The 25395-nt window shown below is 38.5% G+C and carries 28 protein-coding genes and 1 pseudogene; 7 read left to right on the top strand and 22 right to left on the bottom strand.

Features of this window, described 5'->3' with window-relative positions:
• The first annotated feature begins 20 nt into the window (after nt 1–20).
• Both JCM16418_RS15255 and JCM16418_RS15250 read left to right on the top strand, forming a co-directional pair.
• A complete protein-coding gene (locus tag JCM16418_RS15255; RefSeq protein ID WP_036650506.1) occupies nt 21–2981 on the top strand; it encodes a DEAD/DEAH box helicase in 2961 nt (986 codons plus the stop codon).
• 73 nt (nt 2982–3054) lie between these two features.
• Nucleotides 3055–3240: a hypothetical protein gene (locus JCM16418_RS15250; RefSeq protein ID WP_036650505.1), complete on the top strand. Its 186-nt coding sequence runs from the start codon at nt 3055–3057 to the stop codon at nt 3238–3240.
• A 118-nt stretch (nt 3241–3358) separates the two neighbouring features.
• On the opposite strand, the gene JCM16418_RS15245 is transcribed toward JCM16418_RS15250, so the two are convergent.
• Nucleotides 3359–3937: an LOG family protein gene (locus JCM16418_RS15245; RefSeq protein WP_036650503.1), complete on the bottom strand. Its 579-nt coding sequence runs from the start codon at nt 3935–3937 to the stop codon at nt 3359–3361.
• A 95-nt stretch (nt 3938–4032) separates the two neighbouring features.
• Here JCM16418_RS15245 and JCM16418_RS15240 point away from each other — a divergent pair, with 95 nt between their 5' ends.
• Nucleotides 4033–4350 (top strand): MazG nucleotide pyrophosphohydrolase domain-containing protein, encoded by a 318-nt coding sequence (locus JCM16418_RS15240; protein ID WP_036650501.1) that lies wholly within the window; start codon nt 4033–4035, stop codon nt 4348–4350.
• Nucleotides 4351–4355: 5 nt separating this feature from the next.
• Here the strand turns inward: JCM16418_RS15240 and JCM16418_RS15235 are convergent, their stop codons facing one another.
• Both JCM16418_RS15235 and JCM16418_RS25000 read right to left on the bottom strand, forming a co-directional pair.
• Nucleotides 4356–5336: a phosphotransferase family protein gene (locus JCM16418_RS15235; RefSeq protein ID WP_036650499.1), complete on the bottom strand. Its 981-nt coding sequence runs from the start codon at nt 5334–5336 to the stop codon at nt 4356–4358.
• Between the two features lie 34 nt (nt 5337–5370).
• On the bottom strand, nt 5371–5529 hold the full coding sequence (locus JCM16418_RS25000) for a hypothetical protein (protein WP_156327225.1): 159 nt from the start codon (nt 5527–5529) through the stop codon (nt 5371–5373).
• 159 nt (nt 5530–5688) lie between these two features.
• Here JCM16418_RS25000 and JCM16418_RS15230 point away from each other — a divergent pair, with 159 nt between their 5' ends.
• On the top strand, nt 5689–6120 hold the full coding sequence (locus tag JCM16418_RS15230; protein ID WP_036650497.1) for a ferritin-like domain-containing protein: 432 nt from the start codon (nt 5689–5691) through the stop codon (nt 6118–6120).
• Nucleotides 6121–6157: 37 nt separating this feature from the next.
• Here the strand turns inward: JCM16418_RS15230 and JCM16418_RS15225 are convergent, their stop codons facing one another.
• From JCM16418_RS15225 to JCM16418_RS15215, 4 genes are all read right to left on the bottom strand, one after another.
• Nucleotides 6158–6907, bottom strand: coding sequence for a sulfite exporter TauE/SafE family protein (locus tag JCM16418_RS15225; RefSeq protein ID WP_036650496.1), 750 nt, complete (start codon nt 6905–6907; stop codon nt 6158–6160).
• Between the two features lie 254 nt (nt 6908–7161).
• A complete protein-coding gene (locus tag JCM16418_RS15220) occupies nt 7162–8244 on the bottom strand; it encodes a threonine aldolase family protein (RefSeq protein ID WP_036650493.1) in 1083 nt (360 codons plus the stop codon).
• Between the two features lie 111 nt (nt 8245–8355).
• On the bottom strand, nt 8356–8514 hold the full coding sequence (locus JCM16418_RS24995; protein WP_156327224.1) for a hypothetical protein: 159 nt from the start codon (nt 8512–8514) through the stop codon (nt 8356–8358).
• Between the two features lie 120 nt (nt 8515–8634).
• Nucleotides 8635–9399 carry a hypothetical protein gene (locus tag JCM16418_RS15215; protein WP_036650491.1) on the bottom strand — a complete coding sequence of 255 codons (765 nt, stop codon included), beginning with the start codon at nt 9397–9399 and terminating at the stop codon, nt 8635–8637.
• Nucleotides 9400–9561: 162 nt separating this feature from the next.
• On the opposite strand from JCM16418_RS15215, the gene JCM16418_RS15210 reads away from it, so the two are divergent.
• On the top strand, nt 9562–10302 hold the full coding sequence (locus tag JCM16418_RS15210; protein WP_036650489.1) for a response regulator transcription factor: 741 nt from the start codon (nt 9562–9564) through the stop codon (nt 10300–10302).
• A complete protein-coding gene (locus tag JCM16418_RS15205) occupies nt 10280–11641 on the top strand; it encodes a sensor histidine kinase (protein WP_036650487.1) in 1362 nt (453 codons plus the stop codon). The genes JCM16418_RS15210 and JCM16418_RS15205 overlap by 23 nt, the downstream gene beginning before the upstream one ends.
• Nucleotides 11642–11872: 231 nt before the next feature.
• Here the strand turns inward: JCM16418_RS15205 and JCM16418_RS15200 are convergent, their stop codons facing one another.
• A complete protein-coding gene (locus JCM16418_RS15200) occupies nt 11873–12784 on the bottom strand; it encodes a polysaccharide deacetylase family protein (protein ID WP_036650485.1) in 912 nt (303 codons plus the stop codon).
• Between the two features lie 32 nt (nt 12785–12816).
• Between JCM16418_RS15200 and JCM16418_RS27080 the strand changes: the two are divergent.
• Nucleotides 12817–12928, top strand: a pseudogene (locus JCM16418_RS27080) (transposase); the annotation flags it as partial.
• 81 nt (nt 12929–13009) lie between these two features.
• Here JCM16418_RS27080 and JCM16418_RS15195 read toward each other — a convergent pair.
• From JCM16418_RS15195 to JCM16418_RS15140, 14 genes are all read right to left on the bottom strand, one after another.
• On the bottom strand, nt 13010–14290 hold the full coding sequence (locus JCM16418_RS15195) for a nucleotidyltransferase family protein (protein ID WP_036650484.1): 1281 nt from the start codon (nt 14288–14290) through the stop codon (nt 13010–13012).
• A gap of 30 nt (nt 14291–14320) precedes the next feature.
• Nucleotides 14321–15133, bottom strand: a complete 813-nt coding sequence (locus JCM16418_RS15190) for an MBL fold metallo-hydrolase (protein WP_036650482.1) — start codon at nt 15131–15133, stop codon at nt 14321–14323.
• A gap of 21 nt (nt 15134–15154) precedes the next feature.
• Nucleotides 15155–16165, bottom strand: a complete 1011-nt coding sequence (locus JCM16418_RS15185; RefSeq protein WP_036650480.1) for a nucleoside-diphosphate kinase — start codon at nt 16163–16165, stop codon at nt 15155–15157.
• Nucleotides 16166–16591, bottom strand: coding sequence for an aminotransferase class IV (locus tag JCM16418_RS26395; protein ID WP_256203062.1), 426 nt, complete (start codon nt 16589–16591; stop codon nt 16166–16168).
• Nucleotides 16588–17109 (bottom strand): aminotransferase class IV, encoded by a 522-nt coding sequence (locus JCM16418_RS26390; protein WP_052020336.1) that lies wholly within the window; start codon nt 17107–17109, stop codon nt 16588–16590. The genes JCM16418_RS26395 and JCM16418_RS26390 overlap by 4 nt, the downstream gene beginning before the upstream one ends.
• A gap of 12 nt (nt 17110–17121) precedes the next feature.
• Nucleotides 17122–17718, bottom strand: a complete 597-nt coding sequence (locus JCM16418_RS15175; RefSeq protein ID WP_052020335.1) for a class I SAM-dependent methyltransferase — start codon at nt 17716–17718, stop codon at nt 17122–17124.
• Nucleotides 17719–17735: 17 nt separating this feature from the next.
• On the bottom strand, nt 17736–18755 hold the full coding sequence (locus tag JCM16418_RS15170; RefSeq protein ID WP_036650478.1) for a nucleoside-diphosphate kinase: 1020 nt from the start codon (nt 18753–18755) through the stop codon (nt 17736–17738).
• A 16-nt stretch (nt 18756–18771) separates the two neighbouring features.
• Nucleotides 18772–19671, bottom strand: coding sequence for a D-alanine--D-alanine ligase family protein (locus JCM16418_RS15165; RefSeq protein ID WP_036650476.1), 900 nt, complete (start codon nt 19669–19671; stop codon nt 18772–18774).
• Nucleotides 19672–20631, bottom strand: a complete 960-nt coding sequence (locus tag JCM16418_RS15160; RefSeq protein WP_036650474.1) for a transketolase family protein — start codon at nt 20629–20631, stop codon at nt 19672–19674.
• Nucleotides 20621–21019, bottom strand: a complete 399-nt coding sequence (locus JCM16418_RS26385; protein ID WP_256203061.1) for a thiamine pyrophosphate-binding protein — start codon at nt 21017–21019, stop codon at nt 20621–20623. Before JCM16418_RS26385 ends, JCM16418_RS15160 begins: the two co-directional genes overlap by 11 nt.
• Before the next feature lie 5 nt (nt 21020–21024).
• Nucleotides 21025–21423: a thiamine pyrophosphate-binding protein gene (locus tag JCM16418_RS26380; protein ID WP_052020331.1), complete on the bottom strand. Its 399-nt coding sequence runs from the start codon at nt 21421–21423 to the stop codon at nt 21025–21027.
• The gene (locus tag JCM16418_RS15150) at nt 21413–22723 is read right to left on the bottom strand and encodes a glycosyltransferase family 2 protein (RefSeq protein ID WP_036650472.1); all 1311 of its coding nucleotides are present in this window, start codon (nt 22721–22723) and stop codon (nt 21413–21415) included. The genes JCM16418_RS26380 and JCM16418_RS15150 overlap by 11 nt, the downstream gene beginning before the upstream one ends.
• Nucleotides 22689–23945, bottom strand: a complete 1257-nt coding sequence (locus JCM16418_RS15145; protein ID WP_036650470.1) for a PTS sugar transporter subunit IIC — start codon at nt 23943–23945, stop codon at nt 22689–22691. The genes JCM16418_RS15150 and JCM16418_RS15145 overlap by 35 nt, the downstream gene beginning before the upstream one ends.
• A gap of 291 nt (nt 23946–24236) precedes the next feature.
• Nucleotides 24237–25253 (bottom strand): D-alanine--D-alanine ligase family protein, encoded by a 1017-nt coding sequence (locus JCM16418_RS15140; protein WP_036650467.1) that lies wholly within the window; start codon nt 25251–25253, stop codon nt 24237–24239.
• Nucleotides 25254–25395 lie beyond the last annotated feature (142 nt).

Below are 25395 nucleotides of genomic sequence, written 5' to 3'. Positions count from 1 at the left end.
CGGAGAGGGAAACTGATATCATGAGCCAATACACAGAGACAATCACGGTTCAGCTTACGTTGACCGCCTATGGAGATGCACTCATTTACGGATTTATGGGTGCTGCTCATAGTCCTGCACCTGGACATTATTTGAAGCAGCGTCTGTTCGCTTGGCATGAACCTTCCTTTTATGGCACAGAGCTTGAGATTCAGAGCACTTCGGACGTCGATTTGATTCTTCTTCCATCCGAATATGTTATTCCCTTCTTTACGGAAGCAAAAGTTCTTAACCATGTGGATTGGACTTGGAGTGAGGGTGCAGCAGAGCTTATGGAGCTTGCTCCTTTGCTTGCTGCAAGTATTGAAGATAAGCAGTACTTTCCCAGTTTAGCAGCCTTTAAGGCTGGTAAGTTGCAGTGGACTTGGGATGAGGGTGCGATGGATGCTACTAGCCGTGCGGCACTGGCTAAGGTGAGTACAGAGTCGCCACTTTACGATGGGATAGAAGCTGCGTTCTCTGCAGCTATCCAAGATCGTTACTATGCAACGGAGGCATCCGCTGCCGATTTACGTCGAGAGTTCCCTCTGTTATTTGCTAAAGATAGCAAGGTAAATATCGGTCTAGATGAGAAAAGCTGGCTTGTCTCCATCGGCTGGAGAGCTGATATTGCACCGTTCCGGCCGCTTTTGCAATTGCTTGAGCCAGATGAAGATGAGCCCTACTGGCGTATCCAGCTTATGCTGCAGGATAAGCTAGATCCCGCACTTCTCGTACCTGTCCGACTTACCAATGATGGGCAAATATTTGGTGTATGGCCAGATCATTGGTCCGCTCATATCCATGAACGTGCAGGCGGATGGTTAGAACATTTGCGTGCAAACCTGCCAAATCATTCAGGACATGGGACCCATGAAGATATTCTAGGTGAGCCCTTATCTGATGAGGCCGCTTGGCGATTCTTAACGACAGACAGCCGGCGATTACTTGATGCTGGATGGCAGGTTCTTCTTCCTGCTTGGTGGGAAGCGGCTACCCGCAAGAAGCCCCGCCTTAAGGCGAAGGTTCGTTCTGGCGAAGGCGCCAGCACAGGCGGAGAATCCCTGTTTGGCCTAGATTCCCTTGTGAACTTCGATTGGCGTATCGCGATCGGCGATATTAATCTTACAGAAGCAGAGTTTTCCGAGCTACTTGCTCGTAATGAACGTTTAGTTCGTTTCCGCGGCCAATGGATTCCGCTTGATCCGGCGCTGCTCGCACAAATTCGTCAGGTGATGGAAGGTGTTGATAACATGGAGGGATTATCCTTTCAGGATATCCTTCATTTGCACCTGCTCGGAACAGGCGATGAGTCCGCTGATGGCGATTTAGAGCAAGCGCAGGCGGAAGAGAACGGGCGAATCCAATTAGAAGTCGAACTGAATGAACATCTAAATACCATCATGGAGCAGCTTCGTCAGCAAACGCAGTGGCCGTCACTTCCAGTACCTACTGAACTGAAAGCCGACCTTCGTCCTTATCAGCGTGATGGATATGCTTGGCTTGCCTTCTTAAGGCGTTTTGGGCTTGGTGCATGTCTCGCCGACGATATGGGACTCGGTAAAACGGTTCAGTTTATCACTTATTTACTCCATGTGAAGGAGACGACCGCGGACCAAAGCGTACGCTTCCCTTCGCTTCTCATTTGCCCGACCTCCGTCCTGGGCAACTGGCAGAAAGAGCTGCAACGCTTTGCGCCAACACTAAGGGTGATGCTGCATTATGGAGGTGGACGTCTTCATGGTGAACGCTTTGAAGAATATGCGAGGGAAGCGGATATCATCCTTACGTCGTATGCCACAGCTACGCTAGATCAGGATTTGTTGCAAGAGTATACTTGGGAATCCATTTGCCTAGATGAAGCTCAAAATATTAAGAACGCTCAAACCAAACAGTCTACGGCTGTTCGACGTTTTCCAGCGAAGCACCGCATTGCGCTTACAGGAACGCCTATAGAGAATCGGCTATCCGAGCTTTGGTCCCTCTATGATTTCATGAACCCGGGTTATCTTGGCACAGCGCGAGGCTTTAATAACCGCTTCATCAATGCGATTGAGAAGGAGCATGATGAACAGCGTACGCAAGATTTGCAGCGGTTGGTTAAACCATTTATGCTGCGTCGCAAGAAGAAAGACCCCGCCATTCAGCTAGATTTGCCTGATAAGAACGAAATGAAAACGTATATTCATCTCACGGCCGAACAAGGTGCCTTATACGATCAAACCGTAAATACGCTTATGAAACGGATGCAGGAGCTTGAAGGTATTGAACGAAAAGGGGCGATTCTCTCAGCACTCACGCATCTGAAACAACTATGTGACCATCCGATGCTTTTAACCAAAGAGCCTTTTCAGGTTATGTCCAGCGCCGGCGCTGGTACTTCACTCGACACAGACATGTTAATTGGCCGTTCAGCCAAGCTGGAACGCTTACTTGCAATGGTGAGAGAGCTACGTGACGAGGGCGAGCGTTGCCTCATCTTCACGCAATATATTGGTATGGGTGAAATGCTGCAACAGGTTCTACAGCAGGAGCTTCAGGAGCCTGTGCTATATCTAAACGGCAGCTCGTCCAAATCAGCCCGTGACCGAATGATCGACCAGTTTCAATCACAAACACTGCCACCTGCGAAGCAACCATCTGTGTTTATTCTCTCGATTAAAGCAGGCGGTGTCGGCCTGAATCTCACAGCAGCCAATCATGTCTTCCACTTCGATCGCTGGTGGAATCCAGCCGTAGAGAATCAGGCAACTGACCGCGCCTACCGGATGGGGCAAACCAAAGATGTGCAGGTACACAAGTTCATTTCTCTCGGCACGCTGGAGGAACGCATCGATGAAATGCTGGAGAACAAGCAGCAGCTTAGCGATAATGTCATTTCTAGTACCGAAGGCTGGATTACCGAGCTATCGACAGATGAGCTGAAGGATCTGTTTACGATGCGGCGGGATTGGGCTGGCTAGGGATTCGGGACCCATGTAACGTGACTTAAAATAATTAGACAATATAATCTTCTATTAAGGAGGGGCTTATAAAATGATACCCGACAATCATCAGACAAACACTCAAATACCGAGCCCTTATGCTGCGAAAGCTAATTTTGATGTAAATGAAAGGAAGCTTCATTCAAAAGGTACAGATGGTTTACGGTATCAAGTAACCAACTTACTTATACTGATTGGGATCATCGCGTTAATCTATGGCGTAACTAGATTATTATAAAGTGCTAGACCAATCATCTTCACTAACAAAAAGGCTACCGATCAACTTGGATCGGTAGCCTTCTTGTTATAATAATTCTTAGGCTTTCGTATTTCATTAGTTTCCCCGTAGTCCCATCCTAGTCAAGCTGCGTCCACTTCTGCTCTAGCGTTTGCGGAACATAGTTCTCTAATTGATGTAAGAGCTCCAAGGGATCATCCGAAGCATTGATAAGACTGCGATGTGACGCATTGGCGAAACCCTCACTAATACTGTGATTGATCAGCTGAAGGAGGGGATCATAATAATGTCTAATATTAAGAAGTCCCACTGGTTTTTGGTGTATTCCAATTTGCGACCAGCACAAGACCTCGAATAATTCCTCATATGTCCCGAAACCCCCAGGCAAGGCAATAAATCCATCCGCTAATTGTGCCATCTTGGCCTTGCGACCATGCATATCCTCAACTTCGATTAACTGGGTCAGCTCCTGATGAACAATTTCTCCTTTAAACAAACCCTTAGGCATGACCCCAATGACCTCTCCACCGCCAGCCATGACCGCATTCGCGATTTCACCCATTAACCCCATTTTAGATCCACCGTATATTAAGCGATATTTTTCTTTAGCCATGTAACGACCAAGCTCAGCAGCTTTCAATTTATAATCTTCATGTACTCCTAAATTCGATCCTGCAAAAACACAAATGGATTTCATCCACTCATCTCCAGACTATATATTGATATTATATATTGTATATTATACTATATGTTGTACTGCATATCATCCTAGCGAGTAAGGAGTGTTCCACAATGGAAATGAATGAAGCACAGAAATGGATTAAACAATTTTATGGAGATCGAGGCTGGACGAACTACGGGCCTTTTATAAGGCTTGGATTTCTAATGGAAGAAACGGGTGAGGTTGCACAGGCCATTCGGTCTTATGAAATTGGTAGAGATCGCCCGGATGAATCCACACCATCTCAAGAACAGCTTAAGCACAATTTAATAGAGGAAATTGGTGATGTTATAGGTAATATTTCATTATTAGCCGATTTGTATCATATATCTCTGGACGAAGCTTTTGCTGCACACCAGGAGAAATTGCTTAAGCGATTTAGTTCGTAAATCTTTTATGATACAAACTGGATGGTTCTTACGACCAACCTCTGTAGATCTCGTACCCGATTCGGCGTATTGATACTGGAGTTGTTCAACATATCACACAAGGCAATGAGGTCTTCGAGTGTCGACAGGAGTCTCCAGTTATCCGCCAAAACGATTCCTTGCTCCTGATAAGCTCGAATAAAATGCTTTTCAAATGCTGAATGATCTTCTTCGTAACGCAGCATATTGGCGATATCAGCATATCGGCTCCAAGAAAAAGCATACTCCCAATCAAGAACAGCTGATATCGAACATCCTACAGAACCCTGATGCATGAGTATATTTAATCCGTTAAAATCGGAATGAACGAGGACTGGCTGTTGCTCCTGTTCCGATAATACCGAGCTGTGGGATTGGCAAAAAGACCATAGCGCTTGTGTAAGCTCGTCGCCCAGCCATTTCCCGCATAGGTTATGAAATAGACTTTCCTCCATAAATGAGAGAAAATGCTCACTATTCATGCTAAGAGGATCGGAGATCATCAGATCGTCACCAAAAAAGCCTGATTCAGAAAATGTATATGCATGTATATTTGCAAGAATGCTGCCTACTGAGGCCGCGGCTGAAGTGATATCCTGAAGAGTTCCATTTCTTAATACATCACGTAGAAGGATTCCCTCCTTCCACTCCAATATAGCCCATGGTCTGTTGAAGCTGTTGCAGCTCATATCCGCATATATACAATCGGCAACAGGAACGGTTCGGTGTACGAGCTTTGCAATCGAAAGCTCCTTCTCTGCAATCGATCCTCCCTCTCTAAATAAGCGAAGAACGAAGGGTTCCGCGCTTCCTTCCAGATGAATTTTGTAGTTAGAATTACTAAGTCCTGTACCAATTCGTTCTGCATTCTTTAGCCGTTTGCCGGGAAATGCAGGTTCGATGATTTCGTTAATTTGCCTAAGGTCGAGAGACAGAGGCAGATTCGTTCGTTCCCAGCCTTCTTTCATTTTATAAACCTCCATTTTGCGATCTATACAATATTTATTTTCTAAGCGTTGGTATAAGCCGATGATGCTGTATGAATAAGCCCAGCCCATCAATGATATCTGTGACCAATCTGTCTAGCGCTATCGTGCCATTAAAATCTAACACGAGATGATGAATGAGTAATGTATCTTGTCCTGGAATATGTATCTTCATCAATTCTCACCTTTCTGACACTCATTTTTATCTATTTTAACCTCTACGTATCCACCGAATTATAGTATTAATCTTGCTAGTAACAAAGGTCATATACACCATAGCCTAATGAATGACATATGTTAGAGTATGTTATTTTTTGAAGGGTGGTATATACAAATGTACTATACGAATTATTATCGAACGGATACCGTTCTAGCCTCGGACATTGAACATGCAATCAATGGAGAATATTCAGCTATTACATGCTATGAGCAATTGGCAAGACTTGCACCAAATGAGGAAGAACGATCCAAAATTCTTGAAATAAGAAATGATGAAATTAGGCACTTCCATGTATTCGCACAAATATACACCACGCTAACCGGCAGACAGCCCACACCTCACCTCCTTGAAAAATGCCCCACGGAATATTTTGAAGGAATCAACTTTGCTTTTAAAGATGAACAAAAAACAGTGGATTTTTATTTAGATATCGCAGATAAAGCTATTGACCCATACATGAAAGAACAAGTAAAACGTGCAGCAGCCGATGAACAAAATCACGCCGTGTGGTTTCTATACTTCATAACACAATATAAAACGAAATAATTATTTTCTGTTCATATCAAAACCATAGCCCCTGTCCTTAACCCCACCGAACTAACAGTAGAATCCCTAGTACAATGATGATTATAAATAGGTAACGTTCGAATTTCTCAGCGGGAATCCTTTTATTCAGAAACACACCAAGTGCGGTAGCTATGAGGATCGCGGGTAGAGAATATGCATAATAAATCAATGATTCTGGCGTCCACAGCCCCCCGAGTGCATGCCCAGTCACCACAAGAATGCCAGATATAAGAAAATGTGCTTGAAGCGTCCCCCGAAAACGATCTGGGTTCCAGCGTCTTAACGTGCCGTACACGACAACAGGGACACCATTAAAATTATAGGCACTTCCTAGAACTCCTGAAGCAAACCCAAAAGGTATAATCCAGCCACGATGATTAAGAACGGGTCGTTCGACTGCCCGAGAGAGCATCCTCTTAATGAAAGAGTAACATCCAAATGCAATCAGAAATATGCCAAGGCCTGACGTAATCAACATAGCCGGGGCAAAATGAAGTAACACAAGTCCCGCAGGAATACCTACTACAGTCGAAATGGCTAATCGAATCAATACAGCCCGCTCAACATGACGCCACCCGCTGAACACCGTGAGTGTGGCCACAGTAAGACCCGCTAATCCAATTAGTGAAACCGACGTTTGCAGCGGAATCGGGAGAAGTGCAAGCAAAGGCATACTCACAATGGCTTCTCCAAAGCCGAACATCGACTTCATTAAGGCACCTACAAATACAGCAACCACTACTAATAAAATAAGTGTAATACTCATCCAATCCCTCCAATCGGTTTGTACATAATAACACACCGAATATGAACATAATATGGCTGTTTTAACGCCCCTTGCGTACCGTTAGACAAGTTTGAATTCATAAATTAAGGAGAGATACACACTTCACAAGAAAATACGTTTAAGGGCTATTTAAATCACCCTGAGATACTGCTGTCTACAATACGAAAAAGAGTAACGAATAAGGTCCTCTCCCCTTACGTTACTCCTCAGTTCATATCTATATTAAGACTAACTTAATTAGCTAACTTCTCAGCCAGCATTTGAAAAGCAGTCTTCAGCTTCTCCTTCGGCACGCCAGCATATCGATCCCCTATACTCACCTCACAGTAACAACCTGTTTCACCGTTGTCCCTAAGCGTTGGTATCAATCCAATACTTGTAGCTTCATAAATACTGAGCAAGATTGGCTCAAGCTGCTCCTTCGGCATATCAAAATGTACATGGAACATATTCGATACCGGTTCTTTCGGTAAGGTAGACGTATGAGTGCATTTGTTATATAGACCTGCAAGCTCTTTGGCCTCTTCGTAGTACTGAACCATTTTATCGATTCGTTGTTTAAAATAATAATCTGAGCTGATCACATACGGATACAGGCTGATAAGGTCTCCACCATGACGTCTTTTCCATACCTTTGATTTAGTTGTGAATTCAGTATCACCCGCAAGAATAGCCCCAGCTATTCCACCAATCCCCTTATAAAAGGATACGTAGACACTATCGAATAACGCGCAGATTTCTGCGGCAGTCTTCTTATAATACGGCGTAATCTCGAACAATCTCGCCCCGTCTAAATGTAGTTTGATCCCTTTATTGTGGCAGTATGCCGAAATGGCTTCGAGCTCCTCGAAGTCGGGCAATTGACCACCAATTTCACGCTGAGGTAGTTCCAATAGCAGACATGAAATATCTACTTGAAGGCTCTGGACATCTTCCAGCGTAATCAAACGGTTCTGATCTGCGAGCAGAACTGGCTCAATATGATGCATTTCCTTCAATCCATCTTCTTCATGGATCTCCAAATGGCAGAGTGGATGATAGGCGACCTGCTTATACCCTTTCTCATCACACCAAATTCGCAAAGCAATTTGCTGAGCCATGGTTCCACTTGGAAAGAATACCGCCGATTCTTTTCCTAGATACTCAGCCATCTCACTTTGGAAATCTTCAATTACGTTTCCTTTGCCATACATATCACTGTCTAGGTTATTATCCACATCCTGCAAAGCTTCCCTTAGAACCTGTATATTTCTCTTCCCGTGACCTCCAACAGGATAAGCCGTGTTATTAAATGCTTCTGTTAATGTCATATTCATGTTGTTCTGCTCCCTCTGGTATCTAATCCGATTAGATTGATTCTAATCATTCAATACCTCAAGCATACTAAATCTTTAAAGCTAAAGAAAATGATATGTAACTAACATTCATTAATTCATCCCCGTCATGATGGTATCGTAAGCAAGCAAAGCCCCTTTGGCGCAGACGAAAAGAGCACCCCAGCATAATACTAATAATCCTGCACCTTTACAGAACACCGTGAATGCTTTGAATGTATACCTCTCGCTCGTAGCCTTTAGATTGTCCATATATTCCCTCCTCCCCTTGCGAAAATACACAATCCCTACCCCACCGGACGGCTGAGGTAGGGATTGCCTACATTCATATCTCCTTGAATGATGTTCTGAGCGTCCTCTATCTACTTCTCTTTACTTAGCTGTTTCGAGTTCCGCGATTTGTAACTTGTACTGTTCCAGCAGCTTCGATAGCGCTTCTTTAATAGCTCCCGCATTTTTGGACTCAGCTGCGTCGATTAACGCAGCTTGAGCATCTACAAAAGCCTGATCTAATTTGCTGTAACTCACTGCGATATCTTGCACCATTTCAGCATTAGAATCTATCTTCACTTCAGAAGATTCAGTCAAATTCTTCGCCTCAGTAGCCTTCACGGATACCGTCATATTTGAAGGTAACTTATTAAATCTCACCTTATCTGCGTTAATTGTAATAGTTTGGCCAGACTTTAACTCATCCTTGTCCATGGCAATGGAATACTGTGCCTTGCTCGCTTTTTCCGTTGCTACTGTTGTACTCGCAGAAAGTTCCTTCATCATGCTATCGTCTATTTCAAAGACTTGATCTAGTTTATGATTAGCTTTGTCCACATCCATAATAAATGCTTGATAGCTAGTATCTCTCGCCAGCTTCTTATATTGATCTAATGTTTTCTGCCATTCCTCTAGCGTATTCGGTGCATAGGTTTTAACTAATTCCATCGGGTTAGCCATATCACTGCTAATCGTAACCACTGCTTGTGATGCCACGGTTGCAGAGGTAACAGCGGCTGCTTTTGAATTAGCCATAGGTAGTACATCCTTTGGTGCACTATCTGCATTGGTCACTACAGGGGCAACGACGGCGGACAGCATCATCGCGGATAGAGCCATTTTTTTAAAAGGAATCTGATAATTCATAAAATGTAAACACTCCTCTTCAGTTTCGAATGATCTTACATGTCCAAGTGTACGAAAAGGGTGTGGCAGAACATTGGTGGATTTGTGGAAAAACGATGGCAGAGCCCCAACACCAGCTCGCCTGTTGATATACTAGTGGTAGAATAATATGGAGGTACAAACATGAATCCTAGCTATCTCATCGCCGTAGTAGATGATGATCTAAATATACGTAATCTCGTGGAAGCTTATCTTCAGAAGGAGAACTACCGGACCATAGGTCTAGGCAGTGCAGAGGAAGCTTGGTCTTTATGGCAGACAAGTCCCCCTGATATGTGGGTGCTCGACATCATGCTTCCTGGCATGGATGGCTATGAGTTCTGCAGACGTATTCGAAATGAAGCTGAGGTTCCCATTATCATGATTTCTGCTAAAGATAATGAAGTGGATAAAATATTAGGCCTAGAGCTTGGAAGTGACGACTATCTAGTGAAGCCTTTTAGCCCCCGAGAGCTCGTAGCCCGCATTAAACGTCAGCTACAGCGCTGGTATAAACTGAATCATGTTCCTGAAATATGGCCTAGTGGTGTCACGCCAACGCGAATGATTGAGGTCGGTCAGCTTCAACTTGTATTGGAGGAGCGGCGTGCATTCTGGCATTCAGAAGAAGTAGAACTAACAAGCAAGGAATTTGCCATGCTTAAAGTATTTGTAGAGAATCCGAACCGTGCATTCACAAGAGAAGATTTGCTGTCATTCGTATGGGGAGACGATTATTTCGGAAGTGATCGCGCCGTCGATCATTTGATCAAACGAATGCGCAAGAAATTAGAACACATACCCATCGAAGCCGTTTGGGGACATGGCTACCGATTGAGACTCGATGGAGGTGAGCAACCCTATGAAGCTTGTACATCAAATTAATGTAGCTTTTGCACTTGCATTGGTATTGGTACTTTCCGTTACAGCCGTTGTGATTCATTACGTGTTACTAGATCATTTCATCCAAACGCAAAAAGAAGATTTGAAGACTATGGGGTCGCAAATGGTAGCCTCCATACAATTGAATAAGTCTGAGCTATATCCCATTGAAGAGTTGAAACCAGCATTAACCGCGATGGCAACCTCCTCTACTGCTGATGTGGAGGCGGTATTTACGGATACCAGCGGAAATACAATACACATCCTAGCTCCCAATCAAATATCCACTGTCAATATTAATTCAGCCATATCTGTTAGCACGCCTTCTACTCTACAAAGCATTTCGAGCGGCACGGATAAAAGATACATTACGGACATAAATGTGACCCCTAAAGGGACACTAACACTCTATACACCTGTAAGTAAGGTCAAAGCGATCGAACAAGCATTGTTAGGACGTCTACTTATCGTCTTTTGTACGGCTGGCGCGTTCATGCTCCTGTTCAGTCTGTATATTACCAAAAAGCTGATTCATCCACTCATGAAGCTAAGATCTGAGCTTAAGAAGGTGAAGGACCGCCACTTCTCCGAAGTTCATTTGATTAAAGCTGGGGGAGAAATTGGAGCGGTTGCTCAATCGGTATATGATATGGCAGGTGAATTAAACCGATTCAATCACGTGCAGAAGCAATTTTTTCAAAATGCCTCCCATGAGTTAAAGACACCCTTGATGTCTATATCAGGCTACGCGGAAGGAATCAAAGATGGCATTTTTGAAGGGGAGCAGGTTCAGAAGGGGCTAGACATTATCATGAGTGAGAGCGGTCGATTAAAGCGGCTCGTAACGGAGATGACCCTGCTTGCAAAGCTGGACAGTGAAGAAGACGTGTTCCAGACCACAGATGTGTGTCTAAAGGAACTACTGACCGAAACGGTTGAACGAATGAATCCTATTGTAGTCAAAAGAGGACTGACTCTTCATATATCTTACGATGATCAAGAATTGCTGCTGATTCATGCGGATAAGGACAAGCTCCTGCAGGCGCTGCTTAATGTCATCTCGAATGCGACACGCTATGCAAATCACCATATCTATATTCACGCAATAACGAATCAAGGACGAATTGAATTAACCATTAGCGATGATGGGGCTGGTATATCCGAGGACCTCCTACCTTACCTATTTCATCGTTTTGTCAAAGGTAAGGACGGCGAATCTGGCCTCGGACTTGCCATATCCCGCGCGATCGTTGAACGCTGTGGTGGATGTATCACAGCAGAAAACCGCCGAGAAAGCGGAGCCATAATAACGCTAGGACTCCCGATAGCAGCGTCCACTTAAAGCTCACCTTTACGAAGTATACACCGTATTTAGCAGTCAGTTGAACAATAGCCTTCTTCTGCAATCGTATAAAAGACACGCCCAGCAAACTATGGAAACGTGGCACCGTATAGAAGCATTTGAAATTTTTATGTTTAAAAAGCCGCTCAACGTTATCCAATTCCGCTCCATTTGTGGAACGAAAGATACAGAAAAGCCTATGGCTATTAAATAACCATAGGCTTTACAAATCTACCTCGTCAATTCCCTCAGCAGCTTAAACGTTGACCGCACTCGCGGACGTTTAAGCTGCTCTTGCACGTATTTGTAGTCTACTAATTCAACCCCAGCATCACGTATGGCGTAGGTGAAATCGTCTTCGAACGGCAGTCGAAACTCCCATACCCGCTTTTCCCATTCTGGGATATTCGCCGACATCCACGGGTCTTCAACGCCCGGATGAATATAAGTTTCACTCACACCCTCAGGTAGCGTATACAATTTGTCGATCATTGATTGTTTGAAATCCTCATATGTCTCCCCTTCTTGCACATGAAAATGATGCGATAGCAGATAATCTGGAATTTGAACGCCAAATGTATCCGCGAATGCAGCGGCACGCGCGACAGGACGTTCAATACTCGTCAGTGAACCCAATAGCGGGTCACCTTCATGTACGTAGCGGAAGAATCGTGATGGCAATCCCCATCGCGAGATTTTCCATAGCGTCTGCGGAAGCAGGCTACGTCCGGTCGCCATCCCATACAGACTCGCCATGTGATTATCTACATGACTTATGGTGATTCCTGATTTCTTTACCCGCTCGTACTGTGCATCGATCTCCTTCATGACAGCGCCCGTCTGTGCTCCTAACTCGAATGCATGTGATGACATATACTGATGACCACTTTCATCGTGAAGGGAGGAATGGCCCGTCAGACTTTCCCATCGCAAAGCCTCAAATTCGCTAGTCAGGGTCAGGTGGAGTCCTACGTTCGGCTGTTTCCTGCGCGCGCTCCATGCTGCTGCTTCTTCGAAGGCAGGAGCAACAGCCATAATGGTCGTTGAGGATACTTTGCCCTCTTCGAGCAGATGCATAATCGCCTGATTCGTAGCAGGACTCTGCCCGAAATCATCACAATTAATGATAAGTTTCTTGCTCATAAATGATGGTCACCTCTCTTTTTCTATCGCAAAAAAACCACGGCGTTCAAGGCATTCTCATGATCTGTAGACATCTTAACCGGATTATTCCAGCGATTCTCTGCTTGTTATCTGCAGACTGAAATTCAGAAGTGCATCATTCATTAGATTCGCAACACTATCCGATCTGTCTTTTACACTGAAAATCATCAAATGATTGTCAATTCTAATTTTTATCTACTATTTTTAGTAGTAACTACTTTGTTTCCAAATCATATTTTTGGCAACAAAAACTTCATTGTCTTTCCCTTCATTAACTATATAAAAGTTCTTTGATAAATATTTTTTATTTATTTTTTTCTCCTCACCTACTAAGCTAAGGTCCATTGGAAAAGGCTTTAAAATAAAGATCGAATTTGGCTTCCACTTCTTGATTTTTAATTTTTTATTAACATAAAAAGCTCTGTTTTTAAAAACCACCAGATTAAAAGAATTATACAACGTTTGGTATAAACTCTTTAGAATTGATAAATTTTTTCTATAATTGTTGTAAGTAAAAGAGAACTCAAGCGGTAATGCTGTTATTTCCTTAGGAGATCCCAAATTATATTTAAAAAACAATTGCGATGATAAAGTAGGATATAAAAATTCCGGCTTTCTAATTGAAATATCATCGCCATACAGTTCTATCATTCTATCATAAAGACCATTTAAGAATGGATTTAAATTAAGCTCTTCAACTAAAATCCTTACTTGATTCCAATCCAACTGGTCTTGATGAATCATGATATAGAGGTCGTTTAAATCTCTAATTCTATATTTCCATTGATTTGCCAAATGGGCTATAAGCATGACCAATCTATCTTCTTTTGAAGGGATTAATATTCCATTTTCAAAAGTAGTTCTGTCCCATAAAACTTCGGGATATTCAATTCCACCCCAAATAAAGTAATTTACTAAATGTATATCTACAGCAACGTTTTCTTTATTCTCGGATTCGAGATCTATTGAACCCGTAAATCCTTTTTTATCGTTAATATACAACTTCAATCTATCATAATCGTAACTACCCTCAAATCTATTCAGAATTTCCCATAAATAATCAATGTCTCTTATGATCAGATCTATATCAACCGTGTTCCTCTTATATTCTTTTGGATAATAGAATCCAAGTGCTGAGCCTTTAATGAAAAGAATTTTATCTTCATCTAAATCATACTTTTTTATTAATTTATAGGCTTCTTCTTGGCTAACATCATTTACTGTAGTAAGTAAAAACCTATCTTTCCAGCCACTCAAGTATTTATGATCAGGGATATTACTTAATAAATATGAAATATTGCCCAAACCTATCTCATATACTTTATTTTTCTTTAACTCTTCAATTACAGAGTCTATCTGTATCTTTGCATATTCTGATTGCGTAAAATTATGTTTAAATAGGTCTATAAGCTTTATTTTTTGACTAGCTCCAATATATAATCTTCCCAATATGTTCATCAACTTAAATTCACTTGTATTTCCCATTAGAGCACCCCTTTCCCCGTTATATTGAATTTAACTAATTAATAATCCGTCAAACGCTGGTTCGATATTATGATCATTCATTAATTTTTTTAAATCCTTGTATTCTAACAACTCTGAATGGCTGAAATGAGTAGCATAAAATTTGCAGCCGCGATTAAAGGCATTTAATTCGTTAAGTCTGTTAACCTGTTCATTAAACATTTCTATATTTAAATGTGATGAACCCGTTTCCCCCAATACATTAGTGCACTCCATGATAAGAATATCAATATTTTTATTTGATAAAAAATCCAAGGTTCTTTGAGAGTAAAGTCCCGTGTCAGAAGCATAAAGCAGAACTTTGCCATAATGTTCAATCAGGAAATTACATGCAGCTCCATACTCCTTAGCATGGTTCGCCTCAATCGGTGTAATAAGGTATTCTCCCAAATGAATGGATCTATAAAACTCAATATTTATTTTATCTAAGTGCAATGCGCTATTTGTATAACCCAACATATTTAATTTATACATGACTGACGAGTTACCAATAAGAGTGCATTGTTCCGGCGGATTTGGAACATATCTTTTTGATCTTATTTCTAAATTCTCTGGATAAAAATGATCAAAATGAGCATGAGTTACACAAATAATTTTAATCTTCTCGCCAGAAATATCTTGATTATTAATAGATGATACAAAATCCGGGCCAATATCAATTAAAAACTCATCATTGATCAGAATAGAACTTCTTTTTCTTACATTCTTCCCCTGATGTTCCCTTGCTATTTTGCAACCCTCACATAAGCAAAATGGGGCTGGAACACCTTCGGCTGCGCCTGTTCCCAGAAAACGAATATTCAAAATATCTCCTCCTAATCATACTTATTCTAAAATTTCATAAAAAAATAAAGATGATTCCAATAACAATTCATCCCACGGATCAAGGTAAATGGGAATTCTATTTAACAGCTTTTTTAATAAATCAAAATCAAGCTCTGAGTACTTTTTTTCATTGGACAAAAGATCTAAAAGTAATATAAGTGCATCTTTTCGCATGTGCGTAATACAGCTGCTTAAATCATTCATCATTATAATTAAGTCATCATGAACGAGCTTATCTAGAAGCACTTTTTCTAGAATTTCTCTCTCTTTGCTAAGAAGCCTAGATATAAGAATTCTTTCTTCATAAAACGATAATTTTCTTTTTGTAATGTCTTTAGCTTCTGAATAAATATCCAAAATTAGATGAAAAAGAGTTGTATGCTCTGTATAAAACTCTGGGAACGTATGCTTAAATTCTTTTAACAGGATTTCTTTAATCCGATAAATAACATGGTAGTATGATAAAAATATAGACTCTTCTTTTAAGCAGTTACTGTAAACTTCTAAATGATGTTCACTATTCTTAGAAAATAAAGCTTTCTTTATCTCATCCATAGTAAAAAATACAGATGCCTCATATATTGCATTATTGATATCATCAGAACTATGCATAAACCCAAATGATTTATTGGAAACTCTATACATATCTCGTATTGTCCCTGCGTCTCTTAATAAAGGATCTGATTTTCCCTTTCTAGTTAACAAATATTCGCATAAGGAGTTATATTCCGCGGGAAAATTCCCTTTAACCAGCAATACACAACAAAGACCTTTAGTAAAAATTTTGTCCTTTATCCACCAAGAGGTTATATTATTCGTAATAAGTTCCTTTTGATAAACTTGTTCAGCTTTTGTACGCGATATGTTCACAAATTTAAATAACAATATACTTAAATTGAGGTCATTTATGATCGTCAAATGGGCATTTTGCAGTAATGCATCTGGCGTAAACATGATAAAACTAATATGTTTCGACTCGTCTATATCAATGGTTACTAGGTCTTTATTCATTTAGCTTCTTCCTTTGATAATCAAAGACTGCTCAAAATATAACGAAGAATTGTTCTCGTTCTCGTTATCGCTAACTTTTAGATACTCTTTCCAGATTGTAGACGTAATATCTCCAACTTTTCCTTCACCTATTGAGAGTCGATCTATACTTAAAACGGGCTGAATAAGTTTTGCCGTATTGCAAAGAAAAACTTCTGATGCCAAATATAATTCTGTTCTATCCACTTCCCTCTCTAAACATTTTAGATTCAATTGATTTTTGCAGATATTAATAATCATGCTTCTATTTATGCTTTCCAAGATTCCACTTGTAGCTGATGGTGTATGCATAGTCATTTCATCATCAATAAAAAATATTGCTGATTCGGCTGCTTCACTCACCTTTCCTTGCGGATTGAGCAAAATAGCATTATCATAGCCATTTATAATGCTTCAAAGCCAGCTAAGCGCGTATTCTCGTAGTTACATGCAGATTTAGCTCTGGGTGGAAGAACGTTATCTGATATTCTTGTCCATGAAGAGGTACAACAATGAATACCCTCAAGATACTCTGGAAGTTGACCTTTTTCCATGTAAGTAATGCAAAACATTGTCGTTACATTCTTTGGATCATATACAGAGCTTCCGGGTGATGGAGAATTTACATAAGCAGTTATTCGGATATACCCATTGTTCTTCGTATTGCACTCAGATATCAATTGTTCTATTCCATGTACCACATCATTTTTATTAAAAGATGGATACATTCTCATTAACTTCATGGATTGAAATAATCTTTCTACATGTTTTTTTACATTTAGTAGAATATAGTCATCATTGTTCTTTCTATAAAAGACTCGTACTGCCTCGAAGACCGAAGCCCCTAAAGTAAAAGCAAGACTATTGATAGGTATTTTGGCTTCTTCTATAGTTGTTAGTTTACTGTCGAAAAATACATTTTTCATATGAAGCCTCCTTTATTTTTCTGCCACAGTTAGTAAATGAATAACAGGGGAAGCTCTGTAATACTTTTTTTGATTATATTTTTGAAATGGAGAATTCTCAAAAAGCGATCTGAACTCTTTTGATGTTAGATGCTTTGTATATAGATACTTTCGCTCCTTAATATCCCAATACCATGGTAAAATACTGATGAAAAATGGATCACGTATACTGTCAAGTAGAAGTAATCTTCCCCCTGGTTTAAGAACTCGATACATTTCACTAATTACCTTGTCGGGCTGTTCATAATGATGGAATGATATCGTATTGATGATGATGTCAAAACGATCATTTTTATAAGGAAGTGAATGCGAATCGCCTACTATAAAATTTTCCTCATTTTTAAACTTTGATCTTGCCTTTTCGATCATAGAATCTGAAATATCAATTCCGTTATAATTTCCATTTGGATAAATTTGACTTATGTTAGAAAGTAAATCTGCTGGTCCACATCCGATATCTAAAACTGATTGATTTGAAAGATCCGGAAGATTATTCAAGATCCATTTATGATTTTTATTAAAATAATTATTAACAAATGTAATATCATATTTTTTTTGAATATCTATCAAAAAATATTTTAGAAGCGTTAGACATTTTTTTCTCCTCCTTCATGTACATAAAAAAACAATAGATTCTTTAATAAGATTTTTTCCCACGTTGTAATATAAATGTTTTGACTACTAGAAATGACCTCTAACTCTTCAAAATCCACTTTCGGGAAGTTTTCAAAATCACTAAGTGTGAGCAGTATTATATATAATGAATATAATTCCTTTAAGAAGATCTCATTCTCAATATTTCCCTTTTCATGAATGAGTAATTTTTGAATGATTTCTATTACTATGGCTTGATTGGAATACATAATTTTCTTTTCTTCCTCAAGAAATTTCTTGTAATACATATGTTGCTCTATAAAATTCATGTTTGTGTTAGCTTCAATTTGATCATATAGATTCACCAACTGATTATGAATATTTGACCATATGTTATTTGAACTGGACTCTAAATAGTAATTAAGTTTATAGAGCACCCTTTTTTTTATCTTATAAAGTGAATCATATAATGATGTTTCTTGATAATCAGTGAATTGGAGGCTTTCTAAAATATATTCTTTTGAATAGATTGCATGGATGTTTCCTTTGTTGAGAAACCCTTTATTAAAAAATATGGAAGATTCTCGTTCGCTCGAACTAAGATCATCAGAGCTGTGAAACAACGCTAATGTCTTACTTAAACTACCAATTCTATATCTCAAAGAATTATGCTCATCATTACGATAAGGATCTGACTTCCCCTTAAAGGACTTAATATATAAAGGCAGGTTATCGTAACCATCGGGCAGATTATTGGTTTCCAATAGAAGTAATATTGCTGGATAGTGAGCGTATGTTTCTTTGGTTAGCCACCAGTGTGTTCTTTTGAAACTTTCCACTTTCTCTAAATATGTTAATTTATAAACCTCTTCTATTTCTCTTTCCGATAGTTTTTTTATCAAAAAATTTTTGATCTGAATATTTTTATCCAATAAATAATCAATGACTTCTTCTGTTTTGCCTCTTATCAATGCATCTGGCGTTATCATTGCAAAACAAGTGTTTTTATCCATTACACACCTCTCCTATTCAAATGTATTCTGACAAAAAATCTTCCACTGTTATATTCGTATATCTTAATAACTGTGGTATATTACTGTTCTCTGTAAATCCAGGTACAGCACCCGCCTCAATGAAAAATACCTCCTCGTTGTTGACGATCAGATCAAAATAACCAAAGTCCTTCATGTTGAAAAGTTTGAATAATTCAAGAACCATATTTCCAATTCTAGTTTCTAACATTTCATCAATAGGCGGATCAATCTTGAGTTTTCGTTTCCCGTTAATTTTTTCTTTACTTCCCGACATATTTTCTTCTTTCATAACTTCTATTAATGGTAATACGATATATGAACCGTTTCTTTTAATAACACAAGCTGTATACTCTGTTCCCTCAACATATTCTTCAATAAGGATTTCATAATCGTATTTTAATGCTTCCTTGATACCCTCATATATTTCTTCTTCTGAATAACAGACTGAGATTCCCAAGCTTAATCCGCCCATCTTATTTGGCTTGACGACAAGCGGATAATTAAATCCATGCAATTTATCACTTACATTGTCATCTGAACAAATCAGAGTATATTTAGGCGTATAATAATGATTAAGAAATGCAATATCTTTACTGAATTTCTTGTTCTTCACTAATGAGCTGGAAAATTGATCAGATCCTATAAATTCAATTCCTTTCATATTCAAAAGCCCTTGGATAATCCCCTCTTGACCAGGACTTCCATAGACTAAGCTAAAATATTTCAAATCACTCTCTAATTCATCTAAATTCTTCTGATTATATAGGAACTCTGATATATCATATTTTTGATAATTTAGTTTCCCGCTAATTTGACTTTCTAAATATTCCAGCGCTTTTCGAGAGTAATCGCTTTCAATTGACTGCCCACCATAGACAATGCCTAAACCGCCCATTTAGTATTCCCCCAATGATTTCAGAATGGTTCTTAAAATTGCCCGTTCGTCCAACTGATATAATTCCAATAAGCTTGACATATCACCGGATTGTGTAAAGATATCGTGAAATCCTATATTCGTAAAATTAGTTATATAATGATAGATAGATGATTCGAACAACATTTTTGAAATTTGTGCCCCTAATCCGTTAGTAGTATTGAGTGGCTCTACAACAATCAGATTTAATTCATGACTTATAAAACGTTCCAATACATTTATATCTAATGGTTTTAACCGTTTGAGATTGATTACGGCGGTTGGTATGCCATAGTTATTCTCTAAAATCCCCATTACATTTATAGAAGTCTCAACAAAGCTTCCGGTTGATATGATCAAAACTTTGTACTGATTACGGTTTGCATAGAAATCTAATGATTCGCTTTTAAAGGTTGGATCTATGGAGATTTCATCCACTATTGTATTTTCAATTCTCATATATTTAGGGCCGGATACATGAGCTAGCATCTCGGTTAACTCAATCAAGTCAACAATTGAAGCAGGGCTATAGATTTGCAAATTTGGTATAGAAGAAAGAATGCCAACATCATCTATCGACTGATGTGTTGCTCCAGCCGAAGGGTCAGAAATACTTGATTTCGCACCAACGACTAGAACATTCTGGTTGGTATAGCAAATACTATTTCGAAATTGATCCAGAGCTCTCGTAGACGCAAATACAGAAAACGTTTGAACTATTGGATTAAATCCTTGACTTGCTAGTCCTGCTGCAGCTGAAAAGGCATTTTGTTCAGCTACACCAAAATTGAATGATCTTTCTGGAAATTTAGATCTAAACAAAGATGTTTTAAAAGATTTACCTAAATCACAATCAATCACGACCGTTTTTTCATTGTCCGTTGCAATTTTTATTACCGTTTTCATATACTCTGTGAAAGAATCAGCATATTTAACCAACATTCATCCCAACCTCCCCCAGAGCTTTTTTCTTAAGTTCTTCATCAAGTTTATTACTATGCCATAATTTATTTGATTCCATGAAGGATATACCCTTGCCTTTCACAGTCTTTAAGATGACTACCATGGGTTTCTCCCTTGTAAGAGATAATGATTGATGTATTAAATTAAAATCATGACCATTATCTACAAAAGCCACATCCCAACCAAAGCTGCTCCATTTTTCCTCTAAATGTATTAATGGCATCACCTCGGAAGTATCCCCATCAACCTGTTGACCATTTAAGTCCACTAATGCAACCAAATTATCTAGTTTGAACTTCGCTGCACTCATAGCAGCCTCCCAAATCTGACCTTCATTTAATTCTCCATCCCCAAGTAGAACATATATTTTATCTAAGTCTCCATGTAATCTATTGCTAGCGCCTTCCCCACACCAACGGATAAACCTTGTCCTAAAGAACCTGAGGAGAAATCAATATAGGAAGACTTTTTCATATCTGGATGACCTTGAAAAACAGAATCCAATTGTTTATAGCTATAAAGCTCCTCTTTATCGAAGTATCCCATTTGGGCTAGTAAACAATATAAAGAGAAGCAAGAATGTCCTTTTGACATAATAAACTGGCTTCTTTTCTTTTGATTTAAGTCTCCAATAAATTCCGAATAAATGTACACCATGATCTCAACACATGATAGTTCACCACCAAAATGGTAAACCGTACCGACTTTTGCGTATTCTATTACATTTCTTCTGACTTCCAAAGACAATTGATTTAGATGATCAATATTCATTTTCATACACCTCAATGCCATTTATAGAATTGTCAATTTCATTATTACCAAGCAAGTTTTTGACTCCCGAATTAAATACATAACTATCAAAGGTTTTTGTGTTAACTCTAATTACTTTTTTTGAAATTCTTGAACATTCTTGTAAAATCAAAGCCAACATACTTTTTGGGAAAAATCTAATACTATCGAACAAAATAACGATATCAAAATAGTCATCTGAAAACTTTGTTGAGATCCCTAGTGATTCATAAATGTGAGCATCACCTATTGAGTAGTAAATTCTTTCACTCATTTTAGAATTCATAACTAAATAATGATTGAAGGATAATTTTGAAATTGCAGATGGTGAATCTAATCCTATGCACAAAGTTTCCTTTTCTTCACTAATCATAGAATTTATAGACTTAATAAAACTATCGGTATACAGAGGATTAAGGCCGTCAAATGTAATTGATTCAATCATATTCCAATAATTCTGATAGAATAATCCTGTTGTTAACATATACAGTTCAGTACGAACATCAAAAAACTTTTTATGCAGAGCTTTTCTATTTATAAAATTGCTTTCATTCTTGTTACTTATATTCTGGATATGTGGAATATGGACTCCATAGATCTCCTTGGTAGGAATAAATACAACGTCATCTTTAAACATTCTATAGCTTAGATCCGTATCTTCTGATCCCCAACCTTCAAAGGATTCGTCAAATCCATTAAGTTTGACAAAGTATTTCTTACTATACGTGATCAACCCACTCCATCCAAAAACCCATATTTCGGAGTACTTATTCTCTTGATCAGAAAAAATAACATCTCGTATATCCAAATAGTCATTTGAATTACAATTAAATTTTTCAAAACCGGGCTCTAATTGAAATAATTTATCGGCTTGTTCCGATCCAAATAACGTATTAAATCCGTAAATGTAATGTATTAAACAAATATTTTCCTGACTAATTGTGTTGAGTCTCTTCAATAAACTCTCAATAAAATTATTTGGTACAATTAAGTCTACGTCTATAAAAGTAAGATATTTACCTTCCGCATGATTCGCAGCTATATTTCGACAATTACTTATATTGAAGCCGGACTTACTGTTATGGATGTAGGTTATTGAACAAGCACTACTTAATTTTTTATGCGATACAAATTCCTGATTAATAAAATTATCCGACATATCATGTATAACGATTTCAAAATCTTCATACATGATTTCTTTTTGCTCAATCAAAGAGTTTAAACAACGCTCGAGTTGCTCGTGTCTGTTATAAACCGGAATTATTATGGAGGCTATTTTCATTTTGAGCTTCCTCTTTTCCCATTTTACGTACAAAAGGTAGGTATATGATTGTGTTAATACTTAATAAAAATAACTGTAAAAACACTCCAGACAGGCCAACTCCAAGAAATCCTGAAAAGAATATTGGCATCGTCCAAGGAAGCTGAATACCATTCGTCATATTTACCAAACCCCATTTCATTGAAAAATAAGATATAAGAGTATTGATGACAGGACACACCACAAATGGAATGAAAAGTTTGAAATTCAGTATGATTGGAATGCTATAAACTATCGGTTCATTGATGTTGAATAAGGATGGAATTAAACCGATTTTTGCTATTTTTTTGATTCCTGCATTTCTAGAAACGAGAAAAATAGCAATGATAAGCGCTAAAGTAGATCCACAACCACCCAAGTTTATAAATATAGATTGAAATGTTCCCGTTACGATGTTCTTAGGAACCTCTCCATTTGAAATGCTTTCTAAATTTTGCGTTGATAATGAAATATATATGGGTTTCATTACTGAGTTAAAGATATATGAGCCATTAAAACCAAAAAACCAAAAAAAGGATATTCCAAAGTTTATCAACACAATAATCACTATATTAGTTCCAAATAACATTAAAGGTTTATCTATAAACGTATTAAAAATTGCATAGATATCAGTGTCTAAAATATTAGTTAAGGTTAAATTTACCGCTGTTAAAAGAAAGCATATACATAATAAGGGAATTAATGAGGAAAAGTTATCAGATACATCTTTTGGGACACTATTCGGGAGCTTGACTGAAATGTTGAGTTTTAATAACCACTTGATTAGTCTGGGAACAATTAATCCAACAATTATTGCTAAAAAAATTCCATTTGAATTACTGTAATCACTACTTAAATAAATGGTATTAACACCGTTAAATGGCGTTAATACTAAATAAACAAAAAAACTAATTAATGCGGATTGAATGGGTAGAATACCTAAGCTATTAGAATAAAAATAGGAAATAGATATGACGACATAGATACTTATAAATAAATAAAATGAATCTGCCATGTGTGGAAGGACTGTTTTAAAGAGAACCGGGAAATTATTCTGCAATACATCATTGATAGGATTGTAGGGAATATTTGTTGCTAATATAAAAAAAGATCCGACAATAGTTAGTGCATTTAAAGACAAGAAACTATCTTTTACTGCCAATAATGCCTTAGACTTCGTTATTCTTTCAACGATTTTATTCATTCAAAGCGTTTACCTTTCAAAAACATATTATACATATTGTTACAAATGTTAACATGTATGTGAAAGCGTTGTCAATAATCATACATTTATACCACTTATTGTAATATAACCACGAACTAATCAAATGGAGATTGGAATATTCCGAGAATGGCTCAATAAACTCTAGGCTGAAAGGGGTCTATATATATATAAAAAGCATTACCATGAGCACATTCCATTAGAATACGCTCTTGATAATGCCTATATAAAGAATCTCTTCATTCCCCTATAAATTCTAATCTCGAAATGGTTCTATGTTGATAGTTCAATCAGCTTTTCACACAATTCGGGATATTCTATACCTATAGCTTTAGCTTCTTGGGGGAGTAAGCTTGTAGGGGTCATGCCGGGAAGAGTGTTGGCTTCAATGCAAAATATATTTAGATGGGAATCCACAATAAAATCTATTCTGGAATAACCGGAAAGTCCCAAAATCCTATGAACTTTAAGGGCTTCTTTTTGTAAAGAGGCGGTTAGTTCATCTGATACTTCTGCAGGGGTGATTTCCTTTGCAGCCCCTTCCTGATATTTGTTTTTATAATCATAAAAGCCATGGGTAGGTATGATTTCAATAACAGGCAATGCCACTTCACCTAAAATTCCGACCGAAAACTCTCTGCCTTCAACCATTTTTTCAATGAGTACAGATTTTGAGTACTTGCATGCATTTTTTAGCGCGTTTGCCAAATCATTTTGATTATAAACTAGCTCCACTCCGATACTAGACCCACTATCGTTTGGCTTTACAACGCAAGGCAAAGGAATCTTGGAAGTGTCATCACCCACACGATATATGGTCCATTCAGGAGTTGTTACCCCATTTACGGCCATTAGTTGTTTGGAGAGTGCTTTATCCATTGCAAGCAAGCTTCCTGCATAGCCGCTTCCACTATAAGGAATTCCATAAATATCAAATAAAGCCTGTAGCTTGCCATTCTCGCCAATTCCACCATGCAACGCTAGAAAACAAAAATCTGCACTCTGGCATATCGATATCACATTAGGTCCAATTAGTGACTTTTGATAGTTTTGTTCTCTTCGGAGTAATTCCAAATCGGGTTCTTCCTTCGGAACGGCATACTCATATTTTGAAGTCGAAAGTTTGCTATACGCATCATCAAAATTCTCTTTATTCGCAACCCCTATGTATATATCTATAAGAAGCACCCTGTGCCCCTTGCTGATTAGGGCATTTGCAATTTGACTTCCTGATGACAATGATACGTCTCTTTCATCGCTTAATCCGCCAGCTAAAACAACAATGTTCATATCGTTCCTCCATTGATCTTTATTCTACCCGAAATAGAATCTATTTTAATCAAATATAAAAAGCCTATTAGAAGCCTGTCAAGTAAAAAACATCCCATATAGACTGCTCCCGACACAATGTAATTTTCAAGGTACCTACTTT

The organism is Paenibacillus pini JCM 16418 (assembly GCF_000576305.1).
GTDB lineage: Bacteria > Bacillota > Bacilli > Paenibacillales > Paenibacillaceae > Paenibacillus_AQ > Paenibacillus_AQ pini.
This window is presented reverse-complemented; position numbering and strand designations above follow the sequence as displayed.